This window comes from Streptacidiphilus jeojiense, assembly GCF_000719095.1.
Lineage (GTDB): Bacteria > Actinomycetota > Actinomycetes > Streptomycetales > Streptomycetaceae > Streptacidiphilus > Streptacidiphilus jeojiensis.
In genome coordinates this window covers 157070-184035 of the sequence record NZ_JOEH01000009.1, presented here as the reverse complement: position 1 = coordinate 184035, position 26966 = coordinate 157070, and the positions used below count along the sequence as shown (strand labels likewise).

Here is a 26966-nt window from a genome sequence, read left to right as displayed (position 1 = left end):
GGCGGTTTTGTCACCATGAGGGGGTAGCGTGTCCGTAGAACTGGGCAGCCCTGAGGTTCACTCCCACGCAGCAGTCCTCCCCGCCCCCCGGGCGGCCGAGGTCGAAGCTCCGATCCTTCCGGGCGCGACGCCCGGTACGCCGGCGGAGCCCGAGATCGCCACCGAGGCGGAGGCCGGGCTCGACACCCGTTCCCTCTCCCGCAGCCTGTTCCAGCGCTTCGCCACGCTGACCCCCGAGCACCCCGACCACCCGTACGTCAGGGACACCCTGATCGAGCTGAACCTCCCGCTGGTCCGCTACGCCGCGGCCCGGTTCCGCAGCCGCAACGAGCCGATGGAGGACATCGTCCAGGTCGGCACGATCGGCCTGATCAAGGCCATCGACCGGTTCGACAACGAGCGCGGCGTCGAGTTCCCGACCTTCGCGATGCCGACCATCATCGGCGAGATCAAACGGTTCTTCCGCGACACCAGCTGGTCGGTGCGGGTCCCCCGCCGGCTCCAGGAGCTGCGGCTCTCGCTCACCAGGGCCGGCGACGAGCTGGCCCAGAAGCTGGACCGCTCGCCCACCGTCGCCGAGCTGGCCGCCTGCCTGGGCGTCAGCGAGGAGGACGTGGTCGAGGGCCTCGCCGTCGGCAACGCCTACACGGCCAGCTCGCTGGACACCACCCCGACCGACGAGGACGGCGACGGCCCGCTCGCGGAGCGCCTCGGCTACGAGGACACCGCGATGGAGGGCGTGGAGTACCGCGAGTCGCTCAAGCCGCTGCTGGCCCGGCTCCCCGCCCGCGAGCGCCGGATCATCATGCTGCGCTTCTTCGGGAACATGACCCAGTCGCAGATCGGCGAGGAGATCGGGATCTCGCAGATGCACGTCTCCCGGCTGCTGACGCGGACCCTGGCGCAGCTCCGGGAGGGCCTGATCTCCGAGGGATGACCGCCGGCCGGACGGCGGGCCCGCTGCCCACCGTCCGGCTCACGAACGGACCGGCCAGGCCTCAGGCCTCCAGCGGCCCGGCGGGCCGCGCTCAGTCCTCCAGCAGGTTCTTCCGCAGCGCGGCGAGCGTGGCGGCGTCCAGCCCCAGCCCCTCGCCGAGGAAGGCGTCGAAGCTCGGCCAGCCCTGCTCGACGGCCGCGAAGGCGGCGTCCAGGTAGGCGGCCTCGGCCCGGATGACCGGCAGCATCAAGGACGGGTCCTCCATCACCCCCCTGCTGTTGAAGACCTCCATGATCCGCTCGATCAGCGCGGCCGAGCGCGTGTTGGTCAGCAGGTAGTCCTCGTAGACGGTGTCGCGGTCCACACCCAGCGCGGTCAGCACGATCGCGGCGGTCCAGCCGGTCCGGTCCTTGCCGGCCGTGCAGTGGAACATCAGCGGGATCCCGTCCGGGTCGGCCAGCAGCCGGACCGCGCCGGCGAACAGCTCGCGGATCGCGGGGTCGGTGACGAACCAGCCGTACATCTCCGCCATGATCCGCTCGGCACCGCCGTCGCCCAGCAGGGCGTGCTGCTCCCGGGCGTCCTGACCGGCCAGGACGTCGCGCAGCGAGAGGTAGATGTCGTGCTCGGGCGAGTAGACCGGCAGGTGCACCAGCCGCACCGGCCCGTCGGCGCCGGCCGGGACGCCCTCGGGCAGCCGGTCGCTGCCGTTCTCCTCGACCTCGTTGAGCCCGCGCAGGTCCACCACGTGCCGCAGCCCGAGCCCGGCGAGGACGTCCAGGTCGGCATCGGTGAGCCGGTTCAGCGCGTCGCCGCGCAGGGCGACCCCGCTGCGGACGGTGCGGCCGTCCGCGGTGCGGTAGCCGCCGAGATCGCGGGCGTTGGCGGCAGCCTTGAGGCCGAGGCTGCGGGCGCGGGTCCCGTGCTGGTCTGCGGTCACGTCGTTCTCTCCCCTGGCCGAGTGCTGCAGGCCAGTCTAGGCAGGGCGGGGAGACTCACCCTTTCCATCTGATGACTCGTCAGTAAATTGGCGGGGTCGGCGGCACCTGCCGGGCCGACGCCTGCCGGACGCAGGGCAGCACCCCGCCGACCGGCGTGCCCCTGCGGGGGTGGGCGCGCCGGTCGGCGGGGTGCTGTGCTGCTGGTGCCGGTGCTGCCGGCCACGAGTGCCGGTGGTGCAGCGGTGCTGTGGTGCTGTGGTGCAGTAGTGCTCTGGTGCAGTGGTTGCTACTTGACTGCGAGGTAGACCACAGCGGCGATGATCGCCAGCGCGACGATCACGCCGACCGTGATGACGCCCGTGCGGCTGCTCTCGCTGACAGCGGTGGCGGGCTTGGGCTGGGGCTCGTCGACGAAGGCCCGGAACATCTGCGTGCTCGCGGAGGGGTCCTCGACAGGGGGGTTCTGGTAGTCGGCCATGGCAGGTGACTCTAGCCAATCAGGGTGAGCAGTGGTCGCGCGTGTCTGTCGCAGTCCTGTACCGATCAAGTGAAACTCCTGCCTCACCAACCCGGCGTGTGCGGCTGGTAACCCGGGTGCAACCGCTGCATGTACGCGGTGTCGTCCCGGCGTCGCTGCCCGCAGTCGAGGTACAGCCGGTGCAGCCGGTCCAGGGCGTCCTGGTCCAGTTCGACGCCGAGGCCGGGGCCGGACGGCAGCGCCACCGCGCCCTCGCGGAAGGTCAGCGCGCCGGGGACGATCACGTCCTCGTCCTCGCGCTTCCACGGCCAGTGGGTGTCGCAGGCGTAGCTGAGGTGCTGGGTCGCCGCCGCGAGCTGGACCATGGCGGCGAGGCTGATCCCGAGGTGGCTGTTGGAGTGCATGGACAGGCCCACGCCGAAGGTGGCGCAGAGCGCCGAGACCTGCTGGGAGTGGCGCAGCCCGCCCCAGTAGTGGTGGTCCGACAGCAGCACCCCGATGGCCTGCTGCTTCAGCCCCGGGGCCAGGTGCTCGGGGGCGACCACGCACATGTTGGTGGCCAGCGGCATCGGCGCCTGCCGGGCGACCTCCGCCATGCCCTCGATACCGGCGGTCGGGTCCTCCAGGTACTCCAGCACACCGTCCAGTTCGGCGGCGACCTTGAGCGAGGTGGGGACGGTCCAGGCGGCGTTGGGGTCCAGCCGGAGCGGGAGGTCGGGGAAGGCGGCGCGCAGCGCGCGGATCGCTTCGATTTCCTCCTCAGGGGGGAACACCCCGCCCTTGAGCTTGACGGCGCCGAAGCCGTAGCGGTCGATCATGCAGCGCGCCTGCCGGACGATCCCGTCCGGGTCGAGCGCCGCGCCCCACTCGTCCTCCGCGCCGCCCGGGTGGGCAGCCCACTTGTAGAAGAGGTAGGCCGAGAAGGGCACCCGGTCCCGCACCGCACCGCCGAGCAGGTCGGCGACGGGACGGCCGACGGATTTGCCCTGGGCGTCGAGACAGGCGACCTCAAAGGCCGAGAAGACCGAGAGCACGGTCTTGGAGCTGGAGGAGCCGCCGGTCAGGCCGTGGCTGTCGGCGAAGGCCCCGCCGCCGACGGCGCGGCTGACGGCCTGCTCGATCAGGCCGAGGTGGAACACATCCAGGCCGGTGATCGCGTCGGCGGCGGCCTCCAGCAGGGCGAGGAAGGCGTCGTCTCCGTAGGACTCGCCGAGACCGACGACACCGTCGTCGCAGTGCAGCTGGATGATGCTGCGCAGGGCGTAGGGCTCGTGCACGCCGACGGCGTTGAGCAGGGCCGGGTCGTGGAAGGCGACCGGGGTGACGGTGACCTGGCGGATCTTCACTTGGCCTCCTCGACGGCGGATGCGGTGTCGGTGGATGCAGTGGCGGTGGATGCGGTGGCAGTGGATGCAGTGGCTGCGGCAGCAGTGGACGCGGCCAGGACGGCCCGTCCTGCGGCGATCAGCCGGACCAGCTCGTCCACATCCTCCTCCGCCGCCTCGACCAGCGGCGGACGGACCCGCCCGACGGCCAGCCCCTCGCGCACCGCGGCGGCCTTGACCAGTGAGACGGCATAGCCGGGGACCTTGTCGCGCAGGTCCGCCAGCGGCAGCAGGAAGGCCGCGAGGAGGGCGTCGACCAGCTCGTCGTCTCCGGAGTCCAGCGCCCGGGCGAAGCCGTGGGCCAGGTCGGGGGCGAAGGAGTGCACCGCCGAGGAGTAGCTGCCGACGCCGATGGCCCGGTAGGCGCGGGCCGAGAGCTCGGCCGTCGGCAGACCGTTGAGGAAGTGGAAGTCGGCGGCGCGCCGGTGCCCGCTGGTCCGGACGGTGGCGACGATCCGCTGCATCTGCTCGACGTCGCCGAGGCCGTCCTTGAGCCCGACCACCTGCTCCAGGTCCAGCAGGGCGAGGGCCGTGGCCGGGTTCAGCCGGGCATTGGCCCGCTGGTAGACGATCACCGGCAGCGGGCTGTCCCGCACCACGTAGCGGATGTGGCCGAGGACCCCCTCCGGGGTGGAGCTGACCAGGTACGGCGGCAGCAGCAGCACCCCGTCCGCGCCGCAGTCCGCGGCGTCGGCCAGGTACTCACGGGCGACAGCCGGACCGCCGCCGACGCCGGCGAAGACCGGGACCCGCCCGGCGACGGTCTTCACGGCGAGGGCGACCACCTCGCGGTACTCCTCCCGGCTGAGGGCGGTGAACTCCCCGGTGCCGCAGGCGATGAACACCGCGGCGGTACCGGCGGCCACCTGCTGCTCGACATGGACGGCGAGGACGTCCAGGGCGAGTCGGTCGTCGTCGGTGAAGGGGGTCAACGGGAAGGACAGCGGTGGGGTGAGTACGGCGTGGAGGTCCATGGGGCTCCTCAGCAGGGCATCAGGTCGTTCATGTTCATGAACTGCATTCAGTTTACTGAACGATTTGGGAGCGCGGAAACCCCACCCCTCCCATTCGGGGCGGTGGTCCGATCGATAATCGGCCAGAGATGAGGTGCTGTTCGGCCGCCGGTCGACCGCTGATCAGTCGGCGATCGGCGTGCCGATGCGCTCCCAGATGTCCAGCACATGCTCCCGGAAGAGGATTCCGGCCACCTCCGGGACGCCGCCCTGGAGCGCCGCGACCAGCGGGGTGTGGTGCTCCACGATCTCCTCGAGCCGGCCGAAGTACACCTTGTTGGACACTGCGGTGAAGCTGCGCAGGCTGGCCTCGGTCACCGTCCACATCCGCGCCAGCAGCCCGTTCCCCGCCGCCTCCCAGACGTGCCGGTGGAACGACACGTCGCTGTCCACCACGCCGGCGACATCGTCGCGGCCGGCCGCCTCGCGCATCGCCGCGACGTCCCCGTGCAGCACCTCGACCAGCCCGGCCGGGGCCAGCCGGCACACCTCGGTGGCCGCGAACTGCTCCAGCACCGCCCGCACCCGGTAGGCCTGGCGGGCGTCCTCCTCGGAGATGTCGGCGACGTAGCTGCCCCGGCGCGGGAACTGCAGCACCAGGCCGTCGGCCGCCAGCCGCCGCAGTGCGTCGCGCACCGGCGCCTGGCTGACGCCGTAGCGGCGGGCCAGCTCCAACTCGACCAGCCGGGCACCCGGCACCAGCTCGCCCGCGGTGATGGAGGCGCGGACGAGGTCGTACACCTGGTCGGACAACCGTCCGCCGAGTACGGGCTCAACAGTCATGGCGGTGCTCCTCAGTGTCGGAACCGACTCTATCGGTCGGGGGGTATCCGGCATCCATCCAATCGATTATCGTTCGTGCTGCTCCATCAGGATCCGCTGCCGTCCCACTGCCCACCTGCCTGCCCCCTGCCTGCCTGCCCCCCTGCACGCCTGCCTGCGCCTGGAGACCCACCCATGGAACTCGCCACCCCCCGTCCCCCCGTCCTCGACCTGCTGCGCCGGGAGCGGCTGGTCGCCGTCCTGCGTGGCGCCGACGCCGACGCGCTCACCGCCGCCACCGCCGTCCTCGCCGCCAACGGCGTCCGGTTGATCGAGCTGACCCTCTCCAGCGACGCCGGGCTCACCGCGCTGCGCCGCGTCGCGGCCGACCGCACACTCCCGCCCGACACCGTGCTGGGCGCCGGGACGGTGCTGACCCGGGACCAGGCCAGGGCCGCCATCGACGCGGGGGCCCGCTACCTGGTCACCCCCGGTGTCACCGAGGAGGTCCTCGCCGAAGGCGTCGACCAGGGCGTTCCGGTGCTCTGCGGAGCGCTCACGCCCAGCGAGGCGATGGCCGCGGTACGGCTCGGCGCCACCGCCGTGAAGCTCTTCCCCGCCTACGCCGTCGGTGGCGCGCGCTATCTGCGGGACCTCCGGGCGCCCCTCCCCGACGTCCCCTTCATCGCCATCGGCGGCATAGCCCTGGACGACATCGCCGACTACTTCGCCGCGGGCGCCGTCGCCGTCGGCGTCGGCTCCCCGCTACTGCGCGAGGCCGGGACGGACAGCAGCCCGGCCGCGCTGGCCGCCCTCGCCGAACGGGCCCGGGCCTACGTCGCCGCGACCTCGGCGGAGCGCTGATGCCCGGCCTGGTCACCCTGGGCGAGACCATGGCCGTGCTGGGCTCCCCGCGCCCCGGCCCGCTGCGGCACGCCCCCCACCTGGAACTCTCCATCGGCGGCGCAGAGTCCAACGTCGCCATCGGCGTGCGCAGACTGGGGCACCCGGCAGCGTGGATCGGCCGGGTCGGCGCCGACGAGTTCGGCGCGCTGGTGCTGGAGCGGCTGCGCGCCGAACAGGTCGAGGTGAGCGGCGCGCTGGTGGACCCGGACGCCCCCACCGGACTGCTCGTCAAGGAGCAGCGCACCCCGGACGTCACCCGCGTCCAGTACTACCGCACCGGCTCGGCAGGCTCCCGGCTCTGCCCGGCCGACGTGGACGCGGCGGTCGGGGTGATCACCGGCGCCGGTGTCCTGCACATCACCGGAATCACCCCGCTGCTCTCACCGAGCGCGGCCGGGGCCGTCGCCCGGGCGGTTGAGCTCGCGGTCGCGGCGGAGGTCCCGGTCTCACTGGACGTCAACCACCGCGCCGCGCTGGGCGGAGCGGAACTGCTGCGGGAGCGGCTGGCGCCGCTGCTGCCGCACCTCTCCCACCTCTTCGGCGGCGAGGAGGAACTCCTGCTGCTCGCCGACGCGACCGACGAACCGTCAGCGGTGGCCCGGCTCGGCGGCCCTGGCGGTTCCGGCGGCCCCGAGCTGGTGGTCAAGCGCGGAGCGCGGGGCGCCTCCGTGTATCCGGCGGACGGCAACCCCGAGCTGCACCGCGCGGCCGTCCCGGTGCGGGCCCTCGACCCGGTCGGCGCGGGCGACGCCTTCGTGGCCGGCTACCTCACCGCGCTGCTGGACGGCGCCCCCGTCGCGGAACGCCTCCGGCTCGCCTGCCTCACCGGAGCCTTCGCCGTCACCGTCCCCAATGACTGGTCCGGCCAACCGACCCGCGACGAACTGGGGCTACTGGACGCGGAGGCGGGCACGACGCTGCGGTAGCGGTAGCGGGGGCAGGGCGGGTGCGGCGGTGGAAATACCCCGCCGCACCGCCGCGTTGCCCCTGATCATGACCTCTACCTCCGCTTCCGGGTCCCCCTCCCCCTGGCGCACCACCCTCGGCGCCTCCGACCTCTCGGTCTCCCCGCTCTCCCTCGGCGGCAATGTCTTCGGCTGGACCGCGGACACCGAGCAGTCGTTCGCGGTCCTCGACGCCTACACCGCGGCCGGCGGCAACTTCATCGACACCGCCGACGTCTACTCCGCCTGGGCGCCGGGGAACTCCGGCGGCGAGTCGGAGACCGTCCTCGGTGAGTGGCTGGCCGCGCGCGGCAACCGCGCCGAGATCGTGGTGGCCACCAAGGTCGGCTCGCACCCGGAGTACCGGGGACTCAAGGCCGCCACCATCGCCGCCGCCACCGAGCAGTCCCTGCGCCGCCTCGGCACGGACACCATCGACCTGCTCTACACGCACTTCGACGACGAGAGCACCCCGGTGGAGGAGATCGTCACCGCGCTGGACGCCCTGGTCCGGGCCGGCAAGGTCCGCCACATCGCCGCGTCCAACATCTCGCCGCGCCGGCTCACCGACTCGCTGGAGTTCTCCAGGCGCGAGGGCCTGGCCGCGTACGTCGCGCTGCAGCCGAGGTACAACCTGGTCTCCCGCGACAGCTACGAGGGCGAGCTCGCCGACGTCGCCGCGGCGTTCGGGCTGTCAGCGGTCCCCTACGCCGGACTCGCCGCCGGCTTCTTGACCGGCAAGTACCGTCCGGGCGGCGCCGCCGTCGACAGTGTCAGGGCCGCCGGTGCGTCCAAGTACCTGGAGACCCCGACCGGGCCCAAGGTGCTGGAGGCGCTGGACACCGTCGCCGCCGCGCACGGCGCCGAACTCGGTACCGTCGCCCTGGCCTGGCTGCTGGCGCAGCCGACCGTGGCCGCCCCGATCGCCAGTGCCCGTACCGTGGAGCAGCTCCCCGGCCTGGTCGCGGCCATCGACCTGGAGCTGGGCGCGGACGAGATCCAGCTGCTCACGGCCGCGTCCGCGTAATCGGTCGGCGTAACCGGTCGCCGTAATCGTAGGAAGGGATTGGGGATTCCCGTGGAGGTCCGTCCGCTGACACCGGCAGCGCTCGCCGACACCCTCGCGGAACGGGTGCACGCGTTGCCGCTCCCCGAGGGCGGGCGGCTGCGGGTGGCGGTGGACGGGGCGCCCGCCGCCGACCCCGGCGGCCTCGCGGAGGCCGCCGCCGCGCTGCTGCGGCTGCTCGGGCGGCCGGTGGTGCGCGTCAGTGCGGCCGACTACCTGCGCCCGGCCTCGCTCCGGCTCGAGTACGGCCACCAGGACGCCGACGCCTACTTCGACGGCTGGCTGGACACCAACGCCCTGTTCCGCGAGGTCTTCGATCCGCTGGAGCCGGGCGGCAGCGGCCTGGTCCTGCCCGCGCTGTGGGACGCCCGGGCGGACCGCGCCGTCCGCGCCCTGCCGGTACCGTTGCCGCCCGGCGGCGTCCTGCTGCTGGACGGCCCGCTGCTGCTCGGCCGTTGGCTGCCGCTGGACCTGACTGTCCATCTGCGGCTCAGCCCCGCCGCGCTGGAGCGGCGGACCCCGGAGGACGAACGGTGGACCCTGCCCGCCTTCGCCCGCTACGAGGCGGAGACCCTGCCGACGGACGCCGCCGACCTGGTCGTCCGGGCCGACGACCCGCGCCGACCGGCGCTGGTCGTCGGCTGAGCGGACGTCAGTACTGCGAGTGACGTCAGTACTGCGGGTTCTGCGGGAACTGCTTGGGCATCTCGACCTGGACCGTCAGCGGGATGGTGCAGAAGGAGCAGCGGGTCGCAGCGGCCGGAACCGTGCTCAGGCACTCCGGGCAGTCCTTGGTGTGGACGTCGGGCTCCTTCGCCGGGAAGAAGCGCTCGTGCAGCCGGTTGATCGGCATGACGACGAAGTAGTAGACGACGATCGCTATCAGCACAAAGCTGATCAGGGCGGAGACCAGGGCGCCGTACGGGAAGGTGACCCCGCTGACGTTGAAGGTCTTCTTGCTGTAGTCACCCGTCGAGTTGGTGATCAGGCCGACGATCGGCGTCAGGAACGCGGTGACGAACCCGTTCACCACGGCCGTGAAGGCCGCACCGATCACGATGCCGACCGCGAGGTCGACGACGTTCCCGCGCAGCAGGAAACTGCGGAAACCCTTCATGGTTCTCTTCTCCGTACTGTCCGGCGCCAGCGACTGGGACTGGGGGCTGGGACTGGGGGGTCTGACGGGGGGGTTGGGACAGGGGAACTGGCGCGGGCCACACCCTCCCAGGTTTGACCCCGAACATGCGAACGGCCCCACCTCACGGTGGGGCCGTTCACGCGTCGGACACTCCTACGAGCGGTCCTACGAGGCGTCAGCTTCCTTCGCCGCTGCCTTCTCCATCGCCGCGGCCGCGGCCTGCGCCTGGGCCTGGATGCCGGAGACGCTGCGCAGCGGCACCTCCTTGATGAAGAGCACGAGCACGAAGGCCAGCACCATCACACCGGCGCCGAGCAGGAACACCAGGTGCATAGAGTCGGCGAAGCCCTGCTTGAACGGGGCCGCGAACACGTCGTCCAGCTTCTGGATGAACGAGGAGTCGCTCAGCACCGAGGCACCGCCGCCGCTGGAGCCCGGGTGCTGGATCATCTGCACCACCGGCTGGTTGCCGGCCTTCCCCGCGACGGCGGGGTTGTTCAGCGCCTGCTGGAACTGCGGGGTCTTCGCCGCGGCCGTGAAGGCGTTGTTGATCTTGTCGCCGACGGTACTGAACAGCACCGACAGGAAGATCGCGGTACCGGCGGTGGCGCCGAGCTGGCGGAAGAAGGTGGACGAGGCGGTGGCCACGCCCATGTCCTTCGCCGGGACGGCGTTCTGCACCGACAGGGTCAGCGTCTGCATGGTGAGGCCCAGGCCGATGCCGAAGAGCAGCATGAAGACCATGGTCTCCATCAGCGGGGTGTTCCACTGCACCTCGAAGTGGAACAGCAGCATGGCGACGACCAGGAGTGCGGTGCCGATCACCGGGAAGATCTTGTAGCGGCCGGTGCGGGCGGTGAGCTGACCGGTGGCGATCGAGGCGGACATCATGCCCAGCATCAGCGGCAGCATCAGCAGACCGGACTTGGTCGGCGACGCGCCCTTCACGATCTGCAGGTACTGCGGGATCATCAGCATCCCGCCGAACATCCCCATGCCCACCAGCACCGACAGCACGCTGGTCTGGCTGAAGACCTTGTTGCCGAACAGCCGCATCGGGATCAGCGCGGCGTCGCCCATCCGGCGCTCCACCAGGATCCAGGCGACCACGCCGGCCACGCCGATGACGTAGCAGGCCAGCGACCGGCCGGAGAGCCAGCCCCAGGTCTGCCCCTGTTCGGCGACCAGCAGCAGCGGGACGACGCCCAGGGCGATGGTGACCGCGCCCCACCAGTCGATCCGGTGGTTGCGGCGGGTGTGCGGGACGTTGAGCACCTTGGCGACCACGACCAGCGCGACCATGCCGATCGGCACGTTCACCAGGAACACCCAGCGCCAGCCGGCGATGCCGAGGATGGTGCTCTGACCGGCCAGGAAACCGCCGACCAGCGGGCCCAGCACGCTGGAGGTGGCGAACACGGCGAGGATGTAGCCCTGGTAGCGGGCCCGCTCGCGCGGCGGCACGATGTCGCCGATGATCGCCAGCGCGAGCGACATCAGACCACCGGCGCCCAGGCCCTGGAAGGCGCGGAACGCGGCCAGCTCGATCATCGAGGTGGCGAAGGTACAGGCGATCGAGCCGGTCACGAAGATGCTGATGGCCGCGAGGAAGTACGGCTTGCGGCCGTGCATGTCGGAGAGCTTGCCGTAGAGCGGCGTGGCGATGGTCGAGGTGATCAGGTAGGCCGTGGTGGTCCAGGCCTGCTGGCTGAGGCCGTGCAGGTCGTCGGCGATGGTCCGGATCGCGGTGCTGACGATGGTCTGGTCGAGGGCGGCCAGGAACATGCCGATCATCAGACCGCTGAGGATGGTCATGATCTGGCGGTGACTCAGCCCGCCCGGTGCGGGTATGGGCTCCGGCGACGCGACCGCCGTCCCCCCGCTGCTGCTGCTACTGCTCACTTGGGCTCTCCTTGCCGTGCCGCGGCGGACGCCGTCGGGGCGGTGGCCCCGAGCGTTCCGCCGAAGAGTTCGTGGTGGTTCTCTGCGAAGTCGTCGTTGAGGCGTCCGAACAGCCGGACCAGCTCGTAGCGGTCCTCGGCCGTCCAGGCCTCGAGCAGCCGGGCCAGCCGCTGGTTGCGCAGGTCCCGGTAGTGCTGGAAGGCGAGCACGCCGGCCTCGGAGGCCGACAGCAGCGTGCCGCGGCGGTCCTCGGGGTCGGGAGTGCGCTCGACCAGGCCCCGGTCGACCAGCGAGCGGACCTGCCGGCTCACCGTGGACAGGTCCAGCAGCGTCTCGGCCGCGAGGTCGGTGGCCCGTCGCGGACCGTAGTTCACCAGGCGCGCGAGCAGCAGGCGGTCCCCGCCGCCGTTGTCCTCCCGGGCCCGGAGCTTCCACGCGTGGATCAGTCGCGTGAACCGGCTGACCTCGTCACCGAGCGCGAGCGCGGCCTCCGCCGCGGTGGCGGTGCCCCCCGGCTGCATCGGTGCCGATGCCGGTGTCGATGCCGGTGTCGACGCTGGTGCCGCCGTTGCTGTCGCGGTCACTGTCCGTTCCATGGCGGTCCCTCCCGGATGCTGCTGGTCGCCACTTAATTGCTTGTCTCCAGCAAGTAACTGTACACGGCATCGTTTAATTCCCTCCTACATGCCTGTCCGGCATGCCCGTCCGGTCGCCGTTGCCGTCCAGCAGGGCCGCGATGTCGGCCGCGTCCCACTCGCCCTCGGCGCCAGGCCGTCCGGCGAGGTAGTCGGCGATCTTCTCGCGCGTCCAGCCGTGGGACTCCCGGAGCCCCGAGGCCAGATTGCGCAGATACGCAGCCGACGGCTTGTTCAGCGGCGCCTCGGCGCTGCGCCAGGGAGCAGTGAACGTCAGCACCGGGCAGCCGTCCAGCACCCCCGGGCAGACGAGCGTCTGGTACCGCCCGTCGCCGAGACTCGCCCGTCCAGCGATGAGCACCGCACTCAGGTCGAGGTCCTCGCCGGGGGTCTCGTACATCTCCTGAGCAGCGATGTCAGCGAACTGCGAGGCCGTCAGGAGGTAGGCCCGGGCAGGCATCTCCCCTTCGTCCAGGGGATCGTAGAAGCCCATGCCACCGGTCCAGGCCATGGACTCCAGCGCGAAGTAGAGCCGACCGGGCAGCAGCACCGGGACCGTCTGCCGCGGAGGACGCCGGTCACGGCATCCGGGGTACGTACGCCTGCTGCCAGGGGGCCGTCCGCCCGAGAGGTAGTAGTTCAGTCGATCAAGATGCATGTTCGACCCGTATGCGGCGTACCAGACATTGCGCGCGGTCGCGGCACATCCAGTGGCTCGCTCCGGCCTGCGGGGTGTGATCACCCCCTGGATCATGCTCAGCGCGCCGTCGGACCATGCCGGCGACGGTCCTGTCCCGGTTTTGGAGACAGGTTCGGGCGCAGGCTCGGGGGGCGTGCGGGAGTTCGATGCGCAACCGTTCGTGCAGTTCAGGGGCCCTATCGGTGACGGTTTTGACGGTGGGTCAGGATAGAATCAGGGGTGTACGGATTACCTGGAGGGGGTGGTTGTGGTGGGCTGGTTGGAGGACGGGGATGCGCTGGCGGCGGGGTTGGCGCGGTCGGTGCCGGGGGCGGAGAGTGTGGCCGGGATCGCCGACCTGGAGGGCGCGGCACTCTCGGCGGCCGGGCGGATCGATGCGCTGGTGGCGGTCGCACGGGCGCGGTGCTGGCTGGAGGCCGTCCAGATCGCCATGCTCGCCGGACTGCAGGAGCAGCCGCTGACCTGCATCCCCGGACGGCCGGATGCGTTGGGGGATTTCCTGGAGACCCAGGAGCAGGTGGCCTGTGCGCTGCGGATCTCCCCGGACACCGCCCGGGGGCGCCTGGTCGAGGCCCAGCAGCTCACTGCCCGCTTCCCGGCCGCGCTGGGGCTGCTGGCCCAGGGGCAGGTGCAGATCATGCACCTCAAGGCCCTGCTGGAACACACCGCCGCCCTCGACGACGAGACCGCCACCCAGGTGGAAGCCCTGGTGCTGCCCAAGCTGCCGACCCAGACGGTGGGTGCGGCGCGCAAGGCCATCAGCCGCGCGGTGATCAAGGCCGACCCGGCCGGCGCCGAGCAGCGCCACACCCGCGCCCAGGAGGACCGGCGCACCACCCTTCAGGCCCACCCCGAGGGCATGGCCTGGTACGGCGCCCTGCTGACGGCAGGCGACGCCGCCCTGGTCGACGCCGCCGTCACCGCCCACGCCCACACCCTCGACGCCGACGGCCGCACCCTGCCTCAACGCTGCGCCGACGCGCTGGTGGAACTTGTCTCCGGAACCGCGACAAGTTCCACCACCGCCACGATCGTGGTCACCGTCCCGTTCGACGCCCTGATCGGCACCGCCGACCACCCCGCCGACCTCCAGGGCCACGGCCCCATCACCGCCGCCCAGGCCCGCACCCTGGCCACCCGCCCCGGCAGCATCTGGCGCCGCCTGCTCACCCACCCCACCACCGGCCAGGTCCTCAAAACCGACCCCACCACCTACCGCCCCACCACCGAGGTCACCCGCCACGTGATCGCCCGCGACCCCCACTGCCGCTTCCCCGGCTGCACCCGCCCCTCCCGACGCTGCGACCTGGACCACGTCACCCCCTTCAACCAAACCAAGCCGCACAGCGGAGGGCTGACCACCCCCGACAACCTCATCCCGCTCTGCCGCCGACACCACCTCACCAAACACCGCGCCGGCTGGCACACCCGCTACAACCACCACACCGGCAACGTCACCTGGACCGCCCCCACCGGCCACACCTACACCGACCAACCCGTGCCCGCCACTTAGGCGTGACGCCGTCAGCTCCGTACCGATACTGTCAGCGCTCACAGGATCTTCATGCGAATCACTGGTGCGAAGTAGTAGCGCATTGCACGCGCTCCTCCGCGCCCGGGGGGACGAACATGCCGCGCCCACGTGCGCTCATAGGCACCATCGCCATCGCCCTGCTCTTCGGCGGCCTCGGTGCGACCACCACCGCCCACGCTGACGGCTTGGCCACAGATCTCTACGTCCGCTCCGTCAGCGGTTGCAGTAACACAGGGCCGGGCAGTTCGGCTGTGCCGTTCTGCACCCTGCAGGCGGCAGCGGACGTCGTCCAGCCCGGCCAGACAGTGCACGGGGGCGATCTGGGCCTGACGAAGCCAGTGGTGGTCAATCGGTCAGGCACCGCTGAGCAACCCATACGTTCACCGGCGGGAGCCTCAGCGCGGGAGCTGCCTCAGACGGTCCTCTGCTGATCATCAGTAACGCCCAGTACATAACGCTGGACAACCTGACAATTGGCGATTCCGGTCACACGCCACTCAACGTGCAGGGCTCACAGCACATCACCGTCACACGAAGCACGTTTTCCTGGGGAGCGACCGCATCGCCCGTCGACGCGGTGGACATCGACGGCGCTTCGTCGCATGTGAGCCTCACGGACACCGCCTTCGACAGCAGTTCGACGGGAGACGCCGTCAAGGTGGCCTCTGGAGCTTCGTTCGTCACCATTGCGAGCTGTGCCGTCACCAACAGCGCCACCGGCGGCGGGGTCACTGCTGACGGCACGACAGGCCTGATCCTGGCTGGTGACAGTGTGCAGACCAGGGGTGGTGTCGGAATCACCGTCTCCGGAACCTCGACGGGCTCCATAGAGAACACGGTTTTCTCCTCTCCCGACAACGGGACCAGGATCAGCGTCTCCTCCGACTCCGCCGACTACAACGTCGTCTCGCTTTCGGATGCGTCCCACCCTGCGTACGTCTGGGGCAGCACCGCCTACACCTCCGTTGCCGCCTTCGCTGCCGGCACCGGCCAGGGTCGTCACGACGCCTCCGGCGCCAGCGCCACTCCAGTCCCCTCCGAAGGTTCAGGACTGATCGACTCCGGCGACGCTGACGCCCCAGGAGAGACGCCGACCGACATCCATGGGAACCCACGCGTCGACGACTCCCTGGTCCCGAACACCGGGACGGGAACCGGCACGGTCGACCGTGGAGCCTACGAGTTCCAGAATCCGCTCCACCTCGCGATCCCGGGCGCAGACTCACGGCAAGGACCGACACCTCTGCGCGTGACCGCCACCACCTACGTCACCAACCCCTGGTCCACGACCGGTATCGCCTACACCTTCGACTTCGGCGACGGCAGCACCCCGGTGACCTCGTCGAAGCCCACGGCAACACACACCTACACCCAGGTCGGCCCACAGGGTGGCTATCCCCTCACGGTGACGGCCACCCTGCCGGACGGAACCGAGCGAACCGCCCCCGGAAGCGGTCACGTACAGGTCAACGCACCTGGGCCGCTCACCGCATCGCTGAAGTTGACCGGCTCCACCCGGCTCACAGCCGATCTGAAGGCCCAAGCGGCGAGTCCCTGGGGCATCCTCGACATGATGGTCGTCTTCGGCGACGGCAGTCAGCCCGCCGAGGGCGATTCGGACATGAGTCTTGTCCACACCTATCCCGCGCCGGGCACCTACACCGCCACTCTGTACGTCACCGACGAGGCGCAACAGAAACTGACGATCACTCACCAACTGACCGTGGGCTCGACACTGGTACCGGTCACACCAATCCGGGTCCTGGACACACGCGTCGGCACCGGCGCGCCGAAAGCCAAGGTCGGCCCGGGATCTGTGCTCCGCCTCAAGATCGCCGGGGCGAACGGCATCCCGACCGCCGGTGTGGCCGCTGTCACCATGAACGTCACCGGCACCAACCCGACCAGCGCCGACTGGGTCGTCGCCTACCCCGACGGCAGCCCCCGGCCCCAGAGCTCCGACCTCAATGTCAAGTCCGGGGAGACCGATCCCAATCTCGTGACCGTCCCGGTCGGCGCAGACGGCTACGTCGACCTCTACAACGCCTCCGGCAGGATCGACCTCATCGCCGATGTGCAGGGCTACTACTCCACCAGCCCTTCGACGCAGTCCGGTCAGGGCACGGACGGCGGCCTGTTCACCCCTGTCGTCCCGACCCGCATCCTGGACACCCGGAACGGTACCGGCGCGCCCGAGCAGCCCGCAGGCCCGGGAAGCACCACCGTCGTGGCCCTGCCAGCAGGCACAGTTCCGCTTGATGCCACCGCCGTGATCGTGAACGTGACTGCGGCCTCACCCACCACCGACGGCTTCATCACCGCCTACCCCGGCGCCGGCGCGCTGCCGAACGTCTCCGACCTCAATCTCAAGGCCGGCCAGACCACCTCCAACGCAGTGGTCCTCCCCGTCGACTCCTCACGCTCGATCAGGCTGTTCAACCGTCTCGGCCGGACGGCCCTCATCGCCGACGTCCAGGGCTACTTCAGCAGCAGTCCTGCAGGCGCCGCGTACGTTCCCACGGCACCCACCCGTCTGGTCGACACCCGGGTGGGCAGCAGGCACCTCGGTGCCGGCGCCGATCTACGCATCAAGGTCACCGGGGTACAGGGGGTCCCGGCAGGGATCGGCGCTGTCACCGTCAACCTGACCGGCACCGGCAGCACTCGAGCCACCTACCTCACCGCCTTCGGCAGCGGGTCCCTGCCCATTGCCTCCAACCTCGACCTCACACCGGGCCAGACCCGTCCAGCCCTGGTCACCGTCCCGGTCAACAGCAACGGCTACATCACCGTCCACAACGCCTACGGCACCGTCGACGTCATCGCCGACCTCGAGGGCTACTACGCGGTCGGACGGTGAGGACCGGCTTCAGGCCCCGTTCGCGAAGTGGGTCACGGCTGGGACGAAGGTGGCTGCGTCCTGGAAGAGGAAGGCGTGGCCGGCGTCCGGGTCGAGCAGGAGGCGTGAGCGGGGAATGCCGTGCGCCAGGAGGACGGCATTGGCTGCCGGGTTCAGGGCGTCCTCCGTGCCGTCAGCGACCAGGGTGGGCACGTGGATCCGGTTCAACCGATGGCCCACTGGATCGTCGCCGGCCATCCACTCCTGGATGGCGGCGGTCTGCTCGGCCTTCACGGTGCTGGGTGCTGCGTAGAAGTTCGGGTACTGGGTGATCTGGGCGGCGTAGGCCCGTAGTGCGGCCAGCTGGTCGGCCGGGAAGAGTACCGAGAGCACCACTGCCGGGTTCGGACTGTTCAGCGCGGCAGCCGCGGCAGCGGGGATGGGCAAGGCCATGCCGGTGCCGGCCTGGGTGGCGGCCAGGACGAGGCGTCCGACCTGCCCCGGGTGCCGTACGGCCAGCGCCTGGGCGATCATGCCGCCCATGGACCAGCCGAGCACGGTCGGCCTGTGCAGTCGCAGCGAGGAGATCAACGCGCTGGTCTGCTCGGCCATCGCCGGAACGTCCAAGGGCGCGGGCAGGGCACTGGTCTGACCGACCCCGGCGTTGTCGAAGACGATGACGCGGAAGTGGGCGGCGAGGGCGTCGACGAACGAAGGGGCCCAGTCGTCCATCGAGCCGCCGTAACCCATGATCAGCAGGAGCGGTCGGCCGTGGCCCACCGTGCGGTAGGCGACGTCCCCCTTGGCTGTGGATGCGATGAGCGTCGGCGCGGTCAGGATGTCCGGAGCCGGGGCCGAGATCGATGCGGCGGCCGCACCGGCACCCGGGGTCGCCGCCGCCGCTGCGGGTACGGTGCAACAGGCTGCGGCGATCAGGGCGATGCCCGAGACCGCTGCCGCACAACGAGTCAGGGAGCGACCTCGGCCCCGGTTCCGTGTTCCGCGCTGCATACGCCTACCCCCTGGTTCGGCATGTACGTAGTTCAGCATGTACGTACGACGACCACTCGGCGACACATTATTGGCTCCGATGACGAACCGTGCCAGGGCACACGGCAGTTACTGCCTCCCCGCAGCCGCCGCCGACCGCAGCCAATAGGTCACGAAGGCCAGCAGGACCAGTTGGTACGGCAGTTCCGCCACCGCGCGGAACTGGCTGTCGCTGAAGTTGAGGACCTGGGTGATGAGCAGGTCGACCAGCAGCGCCGCGCGGAACCACCGGTAGGCCGACTGGCGATCGGCCCGCCACCGGATGAGCCCGACCGAGACCAGTAGCAGCGAGACACTGCGTGTCCCCGCCTCGGCGACCACCGCCCAGTCCTCGGTGCCGGGGGCGAGGTGCTCCCCGGCGCCGAGCAGGCAGGCCTGGACGAGGAAGACGATGGCCACGACCAGGTGGGACAGGAACAGCAGCACCGCCACCACCTCTCCCGCCCCGCGCCGGTCGGCCAGCCGCCGGGCCCGTGCTTCGAGGCCGCGCCGGATCCGCCGGAGCACCCCGGGCCTCCGCTCGGGTGCCAGTTCCAGCAGGCGGAGCACGGCGAGGCCGGCCGGGTCCGCACGGCCCTCCAGCGCGGCCATCGCCCGGCTGCGACGCTCCGCACCGAGCCCTGAGACCAGTCCGGTCGCCGCGATGTGCGCCGCCTCACCCAGTCGGGCGTCGCCGTCGTCGACGGTTCCCCGCTCCAGCAGCGAGGCCAGCACCAGCAGTAGGGCGAAGAGCAGGTAGATGATGGCTGCGGCGGGTCGGTAGAAGTAGTCGTCGGTGCGGGTCAGGTACTTGCCGATCTCGTCGGCGAACAGGCCCAGGCCCGCGCCGCCGAGCAGCACCGTCCAGGCCCGCGAGTCCGCTCCTGCGTACACCAGGGCGACCGCGATCGCCGCCAGCATCAGCAGTCCGCCCCAGAGCGCGTGGGCGATGTGCAGGGTGCCGTTCCCGACCTGCGGGTAGCCGGTGGCGCTCAGGTAGCCGCGGGTGACGAGCACCGTGCTGATCCCGGTGATCGCCAGCCACTGCAGGCTGACGGCCCCGTCGGCGATCCGCACCAGCCGCCTGGTCCGGCGCGTCCCCGGGTCGTCCGCGTCGATGCCGGCCACCGCTGAACGAACTGCCATGGACCTCCCCCGCCCTGGAGCCCCCGATTCGGGTCGGCCGGTTCAACGCACCGCCTGCGAGCAGGGTTCCGCAGGGGTCGGCGGGCCGATCACGGTCCGACCGGCCCGGGCCATGCGAAAGGCCCCCTGATCCGGAGTCAAGCTCCGGGCCGGAGGGCCTTCGTACTGTGCGCTCAGCAGGATTCGAACCTGCAACCTCTTGATCCGTAGTCAAGTGCTCTATCCGTTGAGCTATGAGCGCCTTGCGCGGCTTCCGGGCGTTTTTCGTTCGCCCCGCTGCCTTGCGATGACTACATTACACGAGCCCCGGCCTCGGGTGAAATCGAGTTATCGGGGGCCCTGACCTGGGCTGCGGCCGGGGACGGGGTTGCGGGCTGCGGCGTGGCGCGCTGGAATCGGCGGATGAGTGGTGGCCGTGGTTCGCGGGTTCTGTACGTGATCGTTTGCGCTGCCGCGCCGGCGCCCGGGGTCGGGGAGCTGATCGGGGCGGCGATCGACGAGGGGTGGGAGGTCTGCGTGCTGGCCACCCCGGCGGCGGTGGCGTTCCTCGACGTGGCGGCGGTCGAGGCACAGACCGGGTGGCCGGTGTTCAGCGAGTACCGGCGGCCGGGCGAGGCCAAGCGGCAGCCGGCGGCGGACGCGGTGGTGGTCGCTCCGGCGACGTACAACACCATCAACAAGTGGGCGGCCGGCATCGTCGACAACTACGCGCTGGGCTCGTTCGCCGAGGCGACCGGGCTCGGGCTGCCGGTGGTGGTGCTCCCGTCCGTCGGCGACGCGCTCGCGGGGAACCGGGTCTTCGGGCGCAGCCTGGACGCGCTGCGGGAGGCCGGGGTGGACGTGCAGATCCGGTGTGGATCCGAGGACGGGGGATTTCCCTGGGGGCTGGCGCTGGAAGCCCTGCCGAAGTGATGCGGGGCGAGATGCAGAGAGGGCCCCTCGCCGAAGCGAAGGGCCCTCGTCACGCGGAGGCTGAGGGATTTGAACCCTCGATGGGCTTGAAGGCCCAAACCGCATTAGCAGTGCGGCGCCATAGACCGGACTAGGCGAAGCCTCCCTGCGTGGGACGTGACACGCCTACTGGCGATCACGGCCGTCTGCATGGATGATGCCACAGCCACGCGGGCTGCGGCTAACCGGAGACCACGTTACTAGGCGGATCGCCGCAATCGCAAAAATGAGTGTGGGATAGTGCTTGCTGGTGAGCCTGGGGGAGGTCAGCCGACGCAGCGGCGGACCGGGCCGGTGCGGCAGGGATGTTCAGCTAGGGAGGACGGCTCGTTGTGAGCAGCAGGCCGACCCGAGGCACTGCTCGCCTCGCAGCCATACTCGACGCGCTTCCGGACGCCTTGCTGCTGGTGAACAGCAACGGCACCGTGGTGGACGCGAATGCCGCAGCCGTGCGCACGCTGCAGGCCCCGGGCAGTTCGCTGGTGGGCATGGGCGTGCTCGACCTGCTCCCGGAGTTCGACCCGAGCCGGATCCCGGGCTCGATGCGCCCGCGCACCCGGGGCGAGGACGGCGCCGAGGAGGACGACGGCGCGCCGGTGCGGATGTCGGCACGGCGGACCGACGGGACGGTCTTCCCCGTCGAGGTGTCCGGCAACGAGTTCGAGGACGACGGCCTGCTCGGCGGCGGGCTGGGCGAGAACAGCAGCAGGGACGGCTACGGCCCCTACGACTCCTACGGCGGCGTGTCCCGCTACGGGTACGGCGCGAGCGGCGGCGGCAGTGGCCGTCCGGCCGACCGGCAGCTGCTGCTGATCGTGGTGCGGGACCTCTCGGGACGGCTGGAGGTCGAGGCCGAGCTGCGGCGCCAGCACAAGCAGACCGAGATGATCCTGCGCGCCGCCGCCGAGGGCGTGCTCGGCGTGGACATCGACGGCCGGGTGGTGCTGGTCAATCCGGCGGCCGCGCACATCCTCGGCTACCGGGCCAGTGAGCTCGGCGGCCAGGAGCTGCTGCCGCTGGTCCAGCACTCCAAGCCGGACGGCACCCCGCAGCCCGCCGAGGAGTCGCCGCTGGCGGACACCCTCGCCTCGGGCCGCAAGCACCGGGTGCGCACCGCGGTGCTGTGGCGCAAGGACGGCCGCCCGGTGAGCGTGGAACTGTCCACGGCCCCGGTGCGGGACGGGGACCAGCTGGTCGGCGCGGTGATGACGTTCACCGACCGCAGCGCCTACCTGGCCCTGGCCGCGCGGCACAAGCACCTCACCGCCGTGCTGGAGGAGGAGCTGAAGGAGCCGCTGACACGGCTTCAGACCACCCTGGAGAAGCTGGCCGCGGACCCGGCCGGGCAGCTGTGGCCGGAGGCCAACTGGGTGCTGCGGCGGCTGGCCGCCGACATCTCGCGCAGCTCGCGGCTGGTCGACGGGGTGCTGTCGTACCAGCGCTTCGACGCCGCGCTGGACGCCGGACGGGAGACCCTGGACCGTCGGCCGATCGGGCTGGACCAGGTGGTCCGGCGTGCGGTCGCGGCCGCGACCGAGCTGGTCGGCGAGGACCGGGTGCGGTTCGCGGTGCATCCGTCCGAGGTCGAGGTGATCGCCGACCAGGAGCGGCTGGCGCAGGCCCTGGGACATCTGATCGCGGACGTGGCCTCGGCCGCGGACAGCCCCGCCGAGGCTTCCTCGGGGAGCAACGCCGGCCTGTACGGGATGGCCGTGGGGGTGGCCTCCGGGCTGACCGGGACGCCGGCGCAGGGCCCGACCGTGGTGATAGCGGCGGCGCAGCGCGGCTCGGTGGCACGGATCGAGGTGCGCGGGCCGAGTGCGGGCGGCAGCCCGGTGCACCTGCCGATAGCTCGGGGCATGGTGGAGCGGCACGGCGGCGTGCTGCAGTCGCACGAGCTCCCGGGCAAGCAGGGCCGCACCTATGTGGTGGAGCTCCCGCTGGACCCGGCGACCGCGCAGGAGGCGGCCGAGCGTGCCGCCGCTGCGGCGCGGACGGCGGACCGGCCGAAGGAGAACGACACGGCGATGCTGCCGGAGCTCCCCGGGATGGGCGGGCCCCAGCCGCAGGAGGCTCCCGGAGCGGGCGTCGGAGCGGCGCTGCCGGCTGCGCGGCGCAGTGACGAGAGCCTGCCGGGGCGGGCCCCGGAGCGCAGTACGGGCGGCGGTGACAGCACTGGTGGTGGTGCCGGCGGCGGTGCCGGTAATGGTGGCAGTGGCAGTGCCGGGTCGGAGACACCTGCTGAGGGGATAGACCGCTCGCGGCGGCGCAGGGCGTTGCCGGCGCCCGAGGTGGTCCGGCCGCCGCGTGCGGTGACGGAGGCTCAGCAGGCGGCCGGGCGGCAGCAGCGCGAGGAGGAGGAGCGTCGGGCCCAGGGGCAGGGGCAGGTCCAGAATCAGGGTCAGTCGCAGGGGACGGGGACCAATGGGTTTCCCGGGCTGATCGGCGGACCTGTCTACCCGGGACTCGAACACGCCCTTCCGCCCGCCGGGGCCAGGCTCGACACCCCGGCCCCGGCCGCTGTCGCCGAGCTGCCCGCGCCGAGCGGCGGCCGGCGGCGACGTCTGGCCATGCCTCCGGGCACCGATGACGGCCGTGCGAATCAGGATGCAGCAAACCAGGGTGCAGCCGCCTCGGCGCCGTTGGAGCTGGAGCCGGTGCCGGTGCCGTCGCAGGCCCCCGCGCCGGCCCAGCAGTCCCAGGCGCCGCAGCCGCAGGCCGCCTCCGGTCCGGCGGCGCTGCAGCCGGTGCCGGCGGCGGCACCGTTCGGCGGGCGGTTCGGCCCGGACGGTGGTGGCGGAACGGTCGGCGGTGGCAGCGCGGCCCTGGCGCCGTCCCCGGACTCGCGCGCGCTCGAAGCCGGCCCGGACCAGGCGGACCAGGGCGCGGACGAGGCCGCCGGTACCGAGAGTCGGCTGGAGTTCATCGCCGGGGCCGACTACCCGACCATGGTCGCCCCCGCCGCGGACGGGCGGCCGCGCCGGCTGCTGGTCTGGCCCGAGCCCGACCCCTCCACCCGCCAGGCGCTGCAGGACCGCGGCTACCGTCCGGTCATCGTCCGTACCCGCGAGGAGGTCGAGGGACAGGTCGCCGGGTTCCCTGCGGCCCTGTTCGTGGACCCGCTGACCGGACCGATCACCCGGACGGCGCTGCAGTCGCTGCGCTCTGCGGCCGGGGACGCCAATGTGCCGGTGCTGGTGACGGCCGGTCTCGGGCAGGCGACCCGGGAGGCCGCGTACGGCGCCGACCCGGCCGTGCTGCTGCGCGCCCTGGCGCCGCGCGACAGTGAGCGGCACGCGCCGCGGGTGCTGCTGGTCGAGCAGGACCCGGACATCGCGGCGGCGTTCACCGCGACCCTGGAGCGGCGCGGCATGCACGTGGTGCACGCGCTGAGCGAGAACGACGCGGTGGAGAAGGCCGGCAGCGTCCAGCCGAACCTGGTGGTGATGGACCTGATGCTGATCCGCCGCCGCCGGGTGGGCATCGTGGACTGGCTGCGCGGCAGCAACCAGCTGCACCGCACCCCGCTGGTCGTCTACACCTCGGTGGACGGACCCGCGGAGAGTTCCGGTCTGCGCTCCGGCGAGACGGTGCTGTTCCTCGCGGAGCGCTCGACCAGTGCCGAGGTGCAGGCCCGGATAGTGGATCTGCTGGGGAAGATCGGCAGCCTCGGACAGTAGGAGGGCAGGAGCAGGGCCCGGGAGTGCCTACTCGCCCTTGCGGAGGTTGGTCACGTCCAGCTCGCCCTCGGCGTAGGACTTCCTGATCACCTTCTTGTCGAACTTGCCGACCGAGGTCTTGGGCACCGACTCGACGATCGACCAGCGCTCCGGCAGCTGCCAGTGGGCCACCCGGTCGGCGAGGAAGGCGCGCAGCTCGGCCAGGCCGGTGCCGGTGCCGGGCCGCAGCACCACCGTGGCCAGCGGCCGCTCGCCCCACTTCTCGTCGGGGACGGCGACCACGGCGGCCTCCAGCACGTCCGGGTGGGCCATCAGCTGGTTCTCCAGCTCCACGGACGAGATCCACTCGCCGCCGGACTTGATCACGTCCTTGGCCCGGTCGGTGAGGGTGAGGAAGCCGTCGGGGCTGATGGTGCCGACGTCGCCGGTGCGCAGCCAGCCGTCCTCGCTGAACTTCTCCCCCGTCTCCAGTGTTTCCAAGGCTGCGTCCTTGCCCTCACCGCCGTAGTAGGCGGCGGCGATCCACGGGCCGCGGACCTCCAGCTCGCCGGCGGACTCGCCGTCGTGCGGCAGGGCGGTGCCGTCCGGGCCGATCAGGCGGGGCTCGACCGAGGCCGGGAAGCGGCCCTGGGTGAGCCGGTAGCGCCAGGTCTCCTCGGGGCCGAGCCCGGCCGGCGGGTGCGAGACGCTGCCGAGCGGGGAGGTCTCGGTCATCCCCCAGGCGTGAATGACATTGATCCCGTAGCGGTCCTCGAAGGCCTTCATCAGCGCGGGCGGGCAGGCGGAGCCGCCGATGACGACCCGGCTCAGGGTGCTGGTGTCGTAGGCCCCCGGGTGGGCGTCGAGCTCGTCCAGCAGGCCGGTCCAGATGGTGGGGACGGCGGCGCTGAAGGTGGGGTGCTCGGCGGTGATCATCGCGGCAAGCGGCTGCGGCTGCAGGAAGCGGTCCGGCATCAGCAGCGAGGTCCCGGCCATGAAGGCGGCGTACGGGATGCCCCAGGCGTTGACGTGGAACATCGGCACGACCGGGAGCACCTTGTCGGCGCTGGTCAGTCCGAAGCTCTCGGCCGAGAGCACCTGCATGGAGTGCAGGTACATGGAGCGGTGCGAGTAGGCGACGCCCTTGGGGTCCCCGGTGGTGCCGGAGGTGTAGCAGAGCGCGCCGGCGGTGCGTTCGTCCAGACCGGTCGGGTGCGGGAAGACGGTGGAGCGGTCGGCGATCAGCTCCTCGTAGCGGTGCACCCCGCCGCTGAAGCCGTCCAGCGGCGCCAGGTCGCCCTCGCCGACGACCACGATGTGACGCAGCGTCGGGTTCAGCTTCGGCAGCAACGGGGCGAGCAGCGGCAGCACGGTGCAGTTGGCGATGATGGTGTGGTCGGCGGCGTGGTTGATGATGAAGGCCAGCTGCTGCGGGGGCAGCCGCAGGTTGAGGGTGTGCAGCACGGCGCCCATGGAGGGGACGGCGAGGTACGCCTCCTGGTGCTCGGTGTTGTTCCACATCAGGGTGGCCACCCGCTGGTCGCCGGTGACCCCCAGTTCGTCGCGCAGCGCGTTGGCGAGCTGTGCGGCGCGGGCGCCGACCTCGGCGAAGCTGCTGGCCACGGCCTTCTCGCCGTCCCAGGTGGCGACGGTGGAACGGCCGTGGAAGGTCTCCCCGTGGGCGAGGATGCGGCCGATGGTGAGCGGGACGTCCTGCATCGTGCTGAGCACCTGGGTCCTCCTTGACCGTACGTGCTGCCTACCACTCAGTAGTGGCGGGTACGAGTGGTGATTGTGTCGCTCACCAGCCGTCCTGTCAGTAGCGGGCACCTACTCCGCAGCGGTCGGGAGCCGGCATCCGGCATCCGGCATCCGGCATCCGTGAGGGACGGCGGTGGTCAGCCCACCACGGCGACCGGTGCGTCCACCGCGTTGCGGTCGATGTTGATCCGGACCCCGCCGTGGCTCTCGGAGGTGTTGCCGACGAACTGGTGCACCCGCTGGTGGTACACCCACTCGCCGGAGTCCAGCGCGTTGTAACCGCTGGTGTCGTTCCGGCCGTCCCAGCGGGCGTACCAGACGATGTCCGGCAGCTCGGAGATCCGCCGGCCTGCGGCGCCACAGGCCAGGTCGGCGACGCCGCTGTCGGCGCTGCTGTAGAAGCCGGACAGGTAGCCGGCCGCGTGCACCGCGTGCGTCCAGGCGGCGGTGTACTGGAGCACGGCCCGGGTGCAGCGGTCGCTGTCGCGGTCGTAGGTCTCCATGTCGAGGTAGATCGGGCTGCCGGGCCGGATGGCCAGGTCCCTGGCGCGGTTCACGGCGTCCCGGCCCTCGGCGCCGCCCTGGCTCGCGGCGCTGCCCGGGCTCATCCTGGCCGAGCGGCCGGTGCTGATGCACGGGGACTGGAGGCCGACGTAGAGCGGCAGCAGACCCCATCCCATCGAGCTCGCCGACCGGGTCCAGCCCGCGCTGAGCTGGGGCTGGGCGCAGGCGCGGTTCCGGCCGCCGATGTAGATGCCGAGGGCGCCGTACGGGGAGTCGTGCCGCCAGGCCCGGAGGGTGCCGAGGCCGGGGGCGGCGCAGGTGTCGAAGGCCTGGCCCCGGAAGATCCTCCGGGCCCGGACGGCGGCGGGTACGGCGAAGGGGGTCGTGAGGGGTGCGGCAAGAGGTGCGGCGAGCGGGGCCGCCATGACGGCGTCGTCGCTCAGCTCGGCGAGGCGCGGTACCGCGACCGCCTCCAGGTCGGACAGCCGGACCTGTGCGAGCAGACCGGAGTCCCGGGTGGCCGGGTCCGCCACGGCGCCGGTGCAGGTGGTGGCCAGACAGCCGAGGGAGAGGATCACGCCGAGGACTACGGAGGACACGGAAGCGGAGGCGGCATCGACCGCCGTACGGAGAGTAGTCACATGCGATCGTGACCGTAATATCCCATTTATTCGGATAAGCCACGCCACAGTAACGCGGCTGCCGCCCGAACGGACCTGACGTCCGCGGCCGTGCC

General features: G+C 71.5%; 22 protein-coding genes, 2 tRNA genes and 1 pseudogene. 10 read left to right on the top strand and 15 right to left on the bottom strand.

Annotated features, from left to right (window positions below):
* Positions 1 to 112 precede the first annotated feature (112 nt).
* Positions 113 to 937, top strand: coding sequence for an RNA polymerase sigma factor SigF (locus IF29_RS0113290; protein WP_380521386.1), 825 nt, complete (start codon positions 113 to 115; stop codon positions 935 to 937).
* A 91-nt stretch (positions 938 to 1028) separates the two neighbouring features.
* Here IF29_RS0113290 and IF29_RS0113285 read toward each other — a convergent pair whose 3' ends face one another.
* The 5 genes from IF29_RS0113285 to IF29_RS0113265 all read right to left on the bottom strand — a co-directional run bounded on the left by IF29_RS0113285 (position 1029) and on the right by IF29_RS0113265 (position 5537).
* Positions 1029 to 1877 (bottom strand): tyrosine-protein phosphatase, encoded by an 849-nt coding sequence (locus IF29_RS0113285; protein WP_030253709.1) that lies wholly within the window; start codon positions 1875 to 1877, stop codon positions 1029 to 1031.
* A gap of 287 nt (positions 1878 to 2164) precedes the next feature.
* Positions 2165 to 2356, bottom strand: a complete 192-nt coding sequence (locus IF29_RS0113280; protein WP_030253707.1) for a hypothetical protein — start codon at positions 2354 to 2356, stop codon at positions 2165 to 2167.
* Between the two features lie 83 nt (positions 2357 to 2439).
* Positions 2440 to 3702 (bottom strand): glucarate dehydratase family protein, encoded by a 1263-nt coding sequence (locus tag IF29_RS0113275; protein ID WP_030253705.1) that lies wholly within the window; start codon positions 3700 to 3702, stop codon positions 2440 to 2442.
* A complete protein-coding gene (locus IF29_RS0113270; protein WP_063757490.1) occupies positions 3699 to 4715 on the bottom strand; it encodes a 5-dehydro-4-deoxyglucarate dehydratase in 1017 nt (338 codons plus the stop codon). Before IF29_RS0113270 ends, IF29_RS0113275 begins: the two co-directional genes overlap by 4 nt.
* 162 nt (positions 4716 to 4877) lie before the next feature.
* Positions 4878 to 5537, bottom strand: a complete 660-nt coding sequence (locus IF29_RS0113265; protein WP_051725260.1) for a GntR family transcriptional regulator — start codon at positions 5535 to 5537, stop codon at positions 4878 to 4880.
* A gap of 174 nt (positions 5538 to 5711) precedes the next feature.
* Here IF29_RS0113265 and IF29_RS0113260 point away from each other — a divergent pair, with 174 nt between their 5' ends.
* From IF29_RS0113260 to IF29_RS0113245, 4 genes are all read left to right on the top strand, one after another.
* A complete protein-coding gene (locus tag IF29_RS0113260; protein ID WP_030253699.1) occupies positions 5712 to 6380 on the top strand; it encodes a bifunctional 4-hydroxy-2-oxoglutarate aldolase/2-dehydro-3-deoxy-phosphogluconate aldolase in 669 nt (222 codons plus the stop codon).
* Complete coding sequence (locus tag IF29_RS0113255) at positions 6380 to 7348, top strand: sugar kinase (protein ID WP_030253697.1); 969 nt, start codon at positions 6380 to 6382, stop codon at positions 7346 to 7348. Before IF29_RS0113260 ends, IF29_RS0113255 begins: the two co-directional genes overlap by 1 nt.
* Positions 7349 to 7415: 67 nt before the next feature.
* Entirely contained in the window at positions 7416 to 8393 is a 978-nt protein-coding gene (locus IF29_RS0113250) for an aldo/keto reductase (RefSeq protein ID WP_030253695.1), read from the top strand.
* Positions 8394 to 8444: 51 nt separating this feature from the next.
* Positions 8445 to 9077, top strand: a complete 633-nt coding sequence (locus IF29_RS0113245; RefSeq protein WP_030253693.1) for a nucleoside/nucleotide kinase family protein — start codon at positions 8445 to 8447, stop codon at positions 9075 to 9077.
* Between the two features lie 25 nt (positions 9078 to 9102).
* Here the strand turns inward: IF29_RS0113245 and mscL are convergent, their stop codons facing one another.
* The 4 genes from mscL to IF29_RS0113225 all read right to left on the bottom strand — a co-directional run bounded on the left by mscL (position 9103) and on the right by IF29_RS0113225 (position 12657).
* Positions 9103 to 9549, bottom strand: a complete 447-nt coding sequence (mscL, locus tag IF29_RS0113240; protein ID WP_030253692.1) for a large conductance mechanosensitive channel protein MscL — start codon at positions 9547 to 9549, stop codon at positions 9103 to 9105.
* A gap of 186 nt (positions 9550 to 9735) precedes the next feature.
* Positions 9736 to 11472, bottom strand: a complete 1737-nt coding sequence (locus IF29_RS0113235) for an MDR family MFS transporter (RefSeq protein ID WP_030253690.1) — start codon at positions 11470 to 11472, stop codon at positions 9736 to 9738.
* Positions 11469 to 11993 (bottom strand): MarR family winged helix-turn-helix transcriptional regulator, encoded by a 525-nt coding sequence (locus IF29_RS0113230; RefSeq protein WP_084714089.1) that lies wholly within the window; start codon positions 11991 to 11993, stop codon positions 11469 to 11471. Before IF29_RS0113230 ends, IF29_RS0113235 begins: the two co-directional genes overlap by 4 nt.
* 148 nt (positions 11994 to 12141) lie before the next feature.
* A complete protein-coding gene (locus IF29_RS0113225) occupies positions 12142 to 12657 on the bottom strand; it encodes a histone deacetylase (protein WP_332262537.1) in 516 nt (171 codons plus the stop codon).
* A gap of 409 nt (positions 12658 to 13066) precedes the next feature.
* On the opposite strand from IF29_RS0113225, the gene IF29_RS0113220 reads away from it, so the two are divergent.
* From IF29_RS0113220 to IF29_RS0113215, 3 genes and pseudogenes are all read left to right on the top strand, one after another.
* Positions 13067 to 14320 carry an HNH endonuclease signature motif containing protein gene (locus tag IF29_RS0113220; RefSeq protein ID WP_157623719.1) on the top strand — a complete coding sequence of 418 codons (1254 nt, stop codon included), beginning with the start codon at positions 13067 to 13069 and terminating at the stop codon, positions 14318 to 14320.
* Positions 14321 to 14843: 523 nt separating this feature from the next.
* A pseudogene (locus IF29_RS48965) lies at positions 14844 to 15185 on the top strand (right-handed parallel beta-helix repeat-containing protein); the annotation flags it as partial.
* Positions 15186 to 15590: 405 nt separating this feature from the next.
* Positions 15591 to 17201, top strand: a complete 1611-nt coding sequence (locus IF29_RS0113215; RefSeq protein ID WP_198037438.1) for a PKD domain-containing protein — start codon at positions 15591 to 15593, stop codon at positions 17199 to 17201.
* Between the two features lie 9 nt (positions 17202 to 17210).
* Here the strand turns inward: IF29_RS0113215 and IF29_RS0113210 are convergent, their stop codons facing one another.
* From IF29_RS0113210 to IF29_RS0113200, 3 genes are all read right to left on the bottom strand, one after another.
* Positions 17211 to 18191, bottom strand: coding sequence for an alpha/beta fold hydrolase (locus IF29_RS0113210; protein WP_157623717.1), 981 nt, complete (start codon positions 18189 to 18191; stop codon positions 17211 to 17213).
* Positions 18192 to 18299: 108 nt separating this feature from the next.
* Positions 18300 to 19355: a hypothetical protein gene (locus tag IF29_RS0113205; protein WP_063757489.1), complete on the bottom strand. Its 1056-nt coding sequence runs from the start codon at positions 19353 to 19355 to the stop codon at positions 18300 to 18302.
* A 168-nt stretch (positions 19356 to 19523) separates the two neighbouring features.
* Positions 19524 to 19596: transfer RNA gene (locus IF29_RS0113200), tRNA-Arg, on the bottom strand.
* Positions 19597 to 19790: 194 nt separating this feature from the next.
* Between IF29_RS0113200 and IF29_RS0113195 the strand changes: the two genes are divergently transcribed.
* Positions 19791 to 20267, top strand: coding sequence for a flavoprotein (locus IF29_RS0113195; protein WP_332262536.1), 477 nt, complete (start codon positions 19791 to 19793; stop codon positions 20265 to 20267).
* A 54-nt stretch (positions 20268 to 20321) separates the two neighbouring features.
* On the opposite strand, the gene IF29_RS0113190 is transcribed toward IF29_RS0113195, so the two are convergent.
* A tRNA-Ser gene (locus IF29_RS0113190) sits at positions 20322 to 20412 on the bottom strand.
* 226 nt (positions 20413 to 20638) lie between these two features.
* On the opposite strand from IF29_RS0113190, the gene IF29_RS0113185 reads away from it, so the two are divergent.
* A complete protein-coding gene (locus tag IF29_RS0113185; protein ID WP_030253676.1) occupies positions 20639 to 23986 on the top strand; it encodes a hybrid sensor histidine kinase/response regulator in 3348 nt (1115 codons plus the stop codon).
* 27 nt (positions 23987 to 24013) lie between these two features.
* On the opposite strand, the gene IF29_RS0113180 is transcribed toward IF29_RS0113185, so the two are convergent.
* Positions 24014 to 25696 carry a long-chain fatty acid--CoA ligase gene (locus IF29_RS0113180; protein ID WP_030253674.1) on the bottom strand — a complete coding sequence of 561 codons (1683 nt, stop codon included), beginning with the start codon at positions 25694 to 25696 and terminating at the stop codon, positions 24014 to 24016.
* 167 nt (positions 25697 to 25863) lie between these two features.
* On the bottom strand, positions 25864 to 26829 hold the full coding sequence (locus IF29_RS0113175; protein WP_051725257.1) for a glycoside hydrolase domain-containing protein: 966 nt from the start codon (positions 26827 to 26829) through the stop codon (positions 25864 to 25866).
* Between the last annotated feature and the right edge of the window lie 137 nt (positions 26830 to 26966).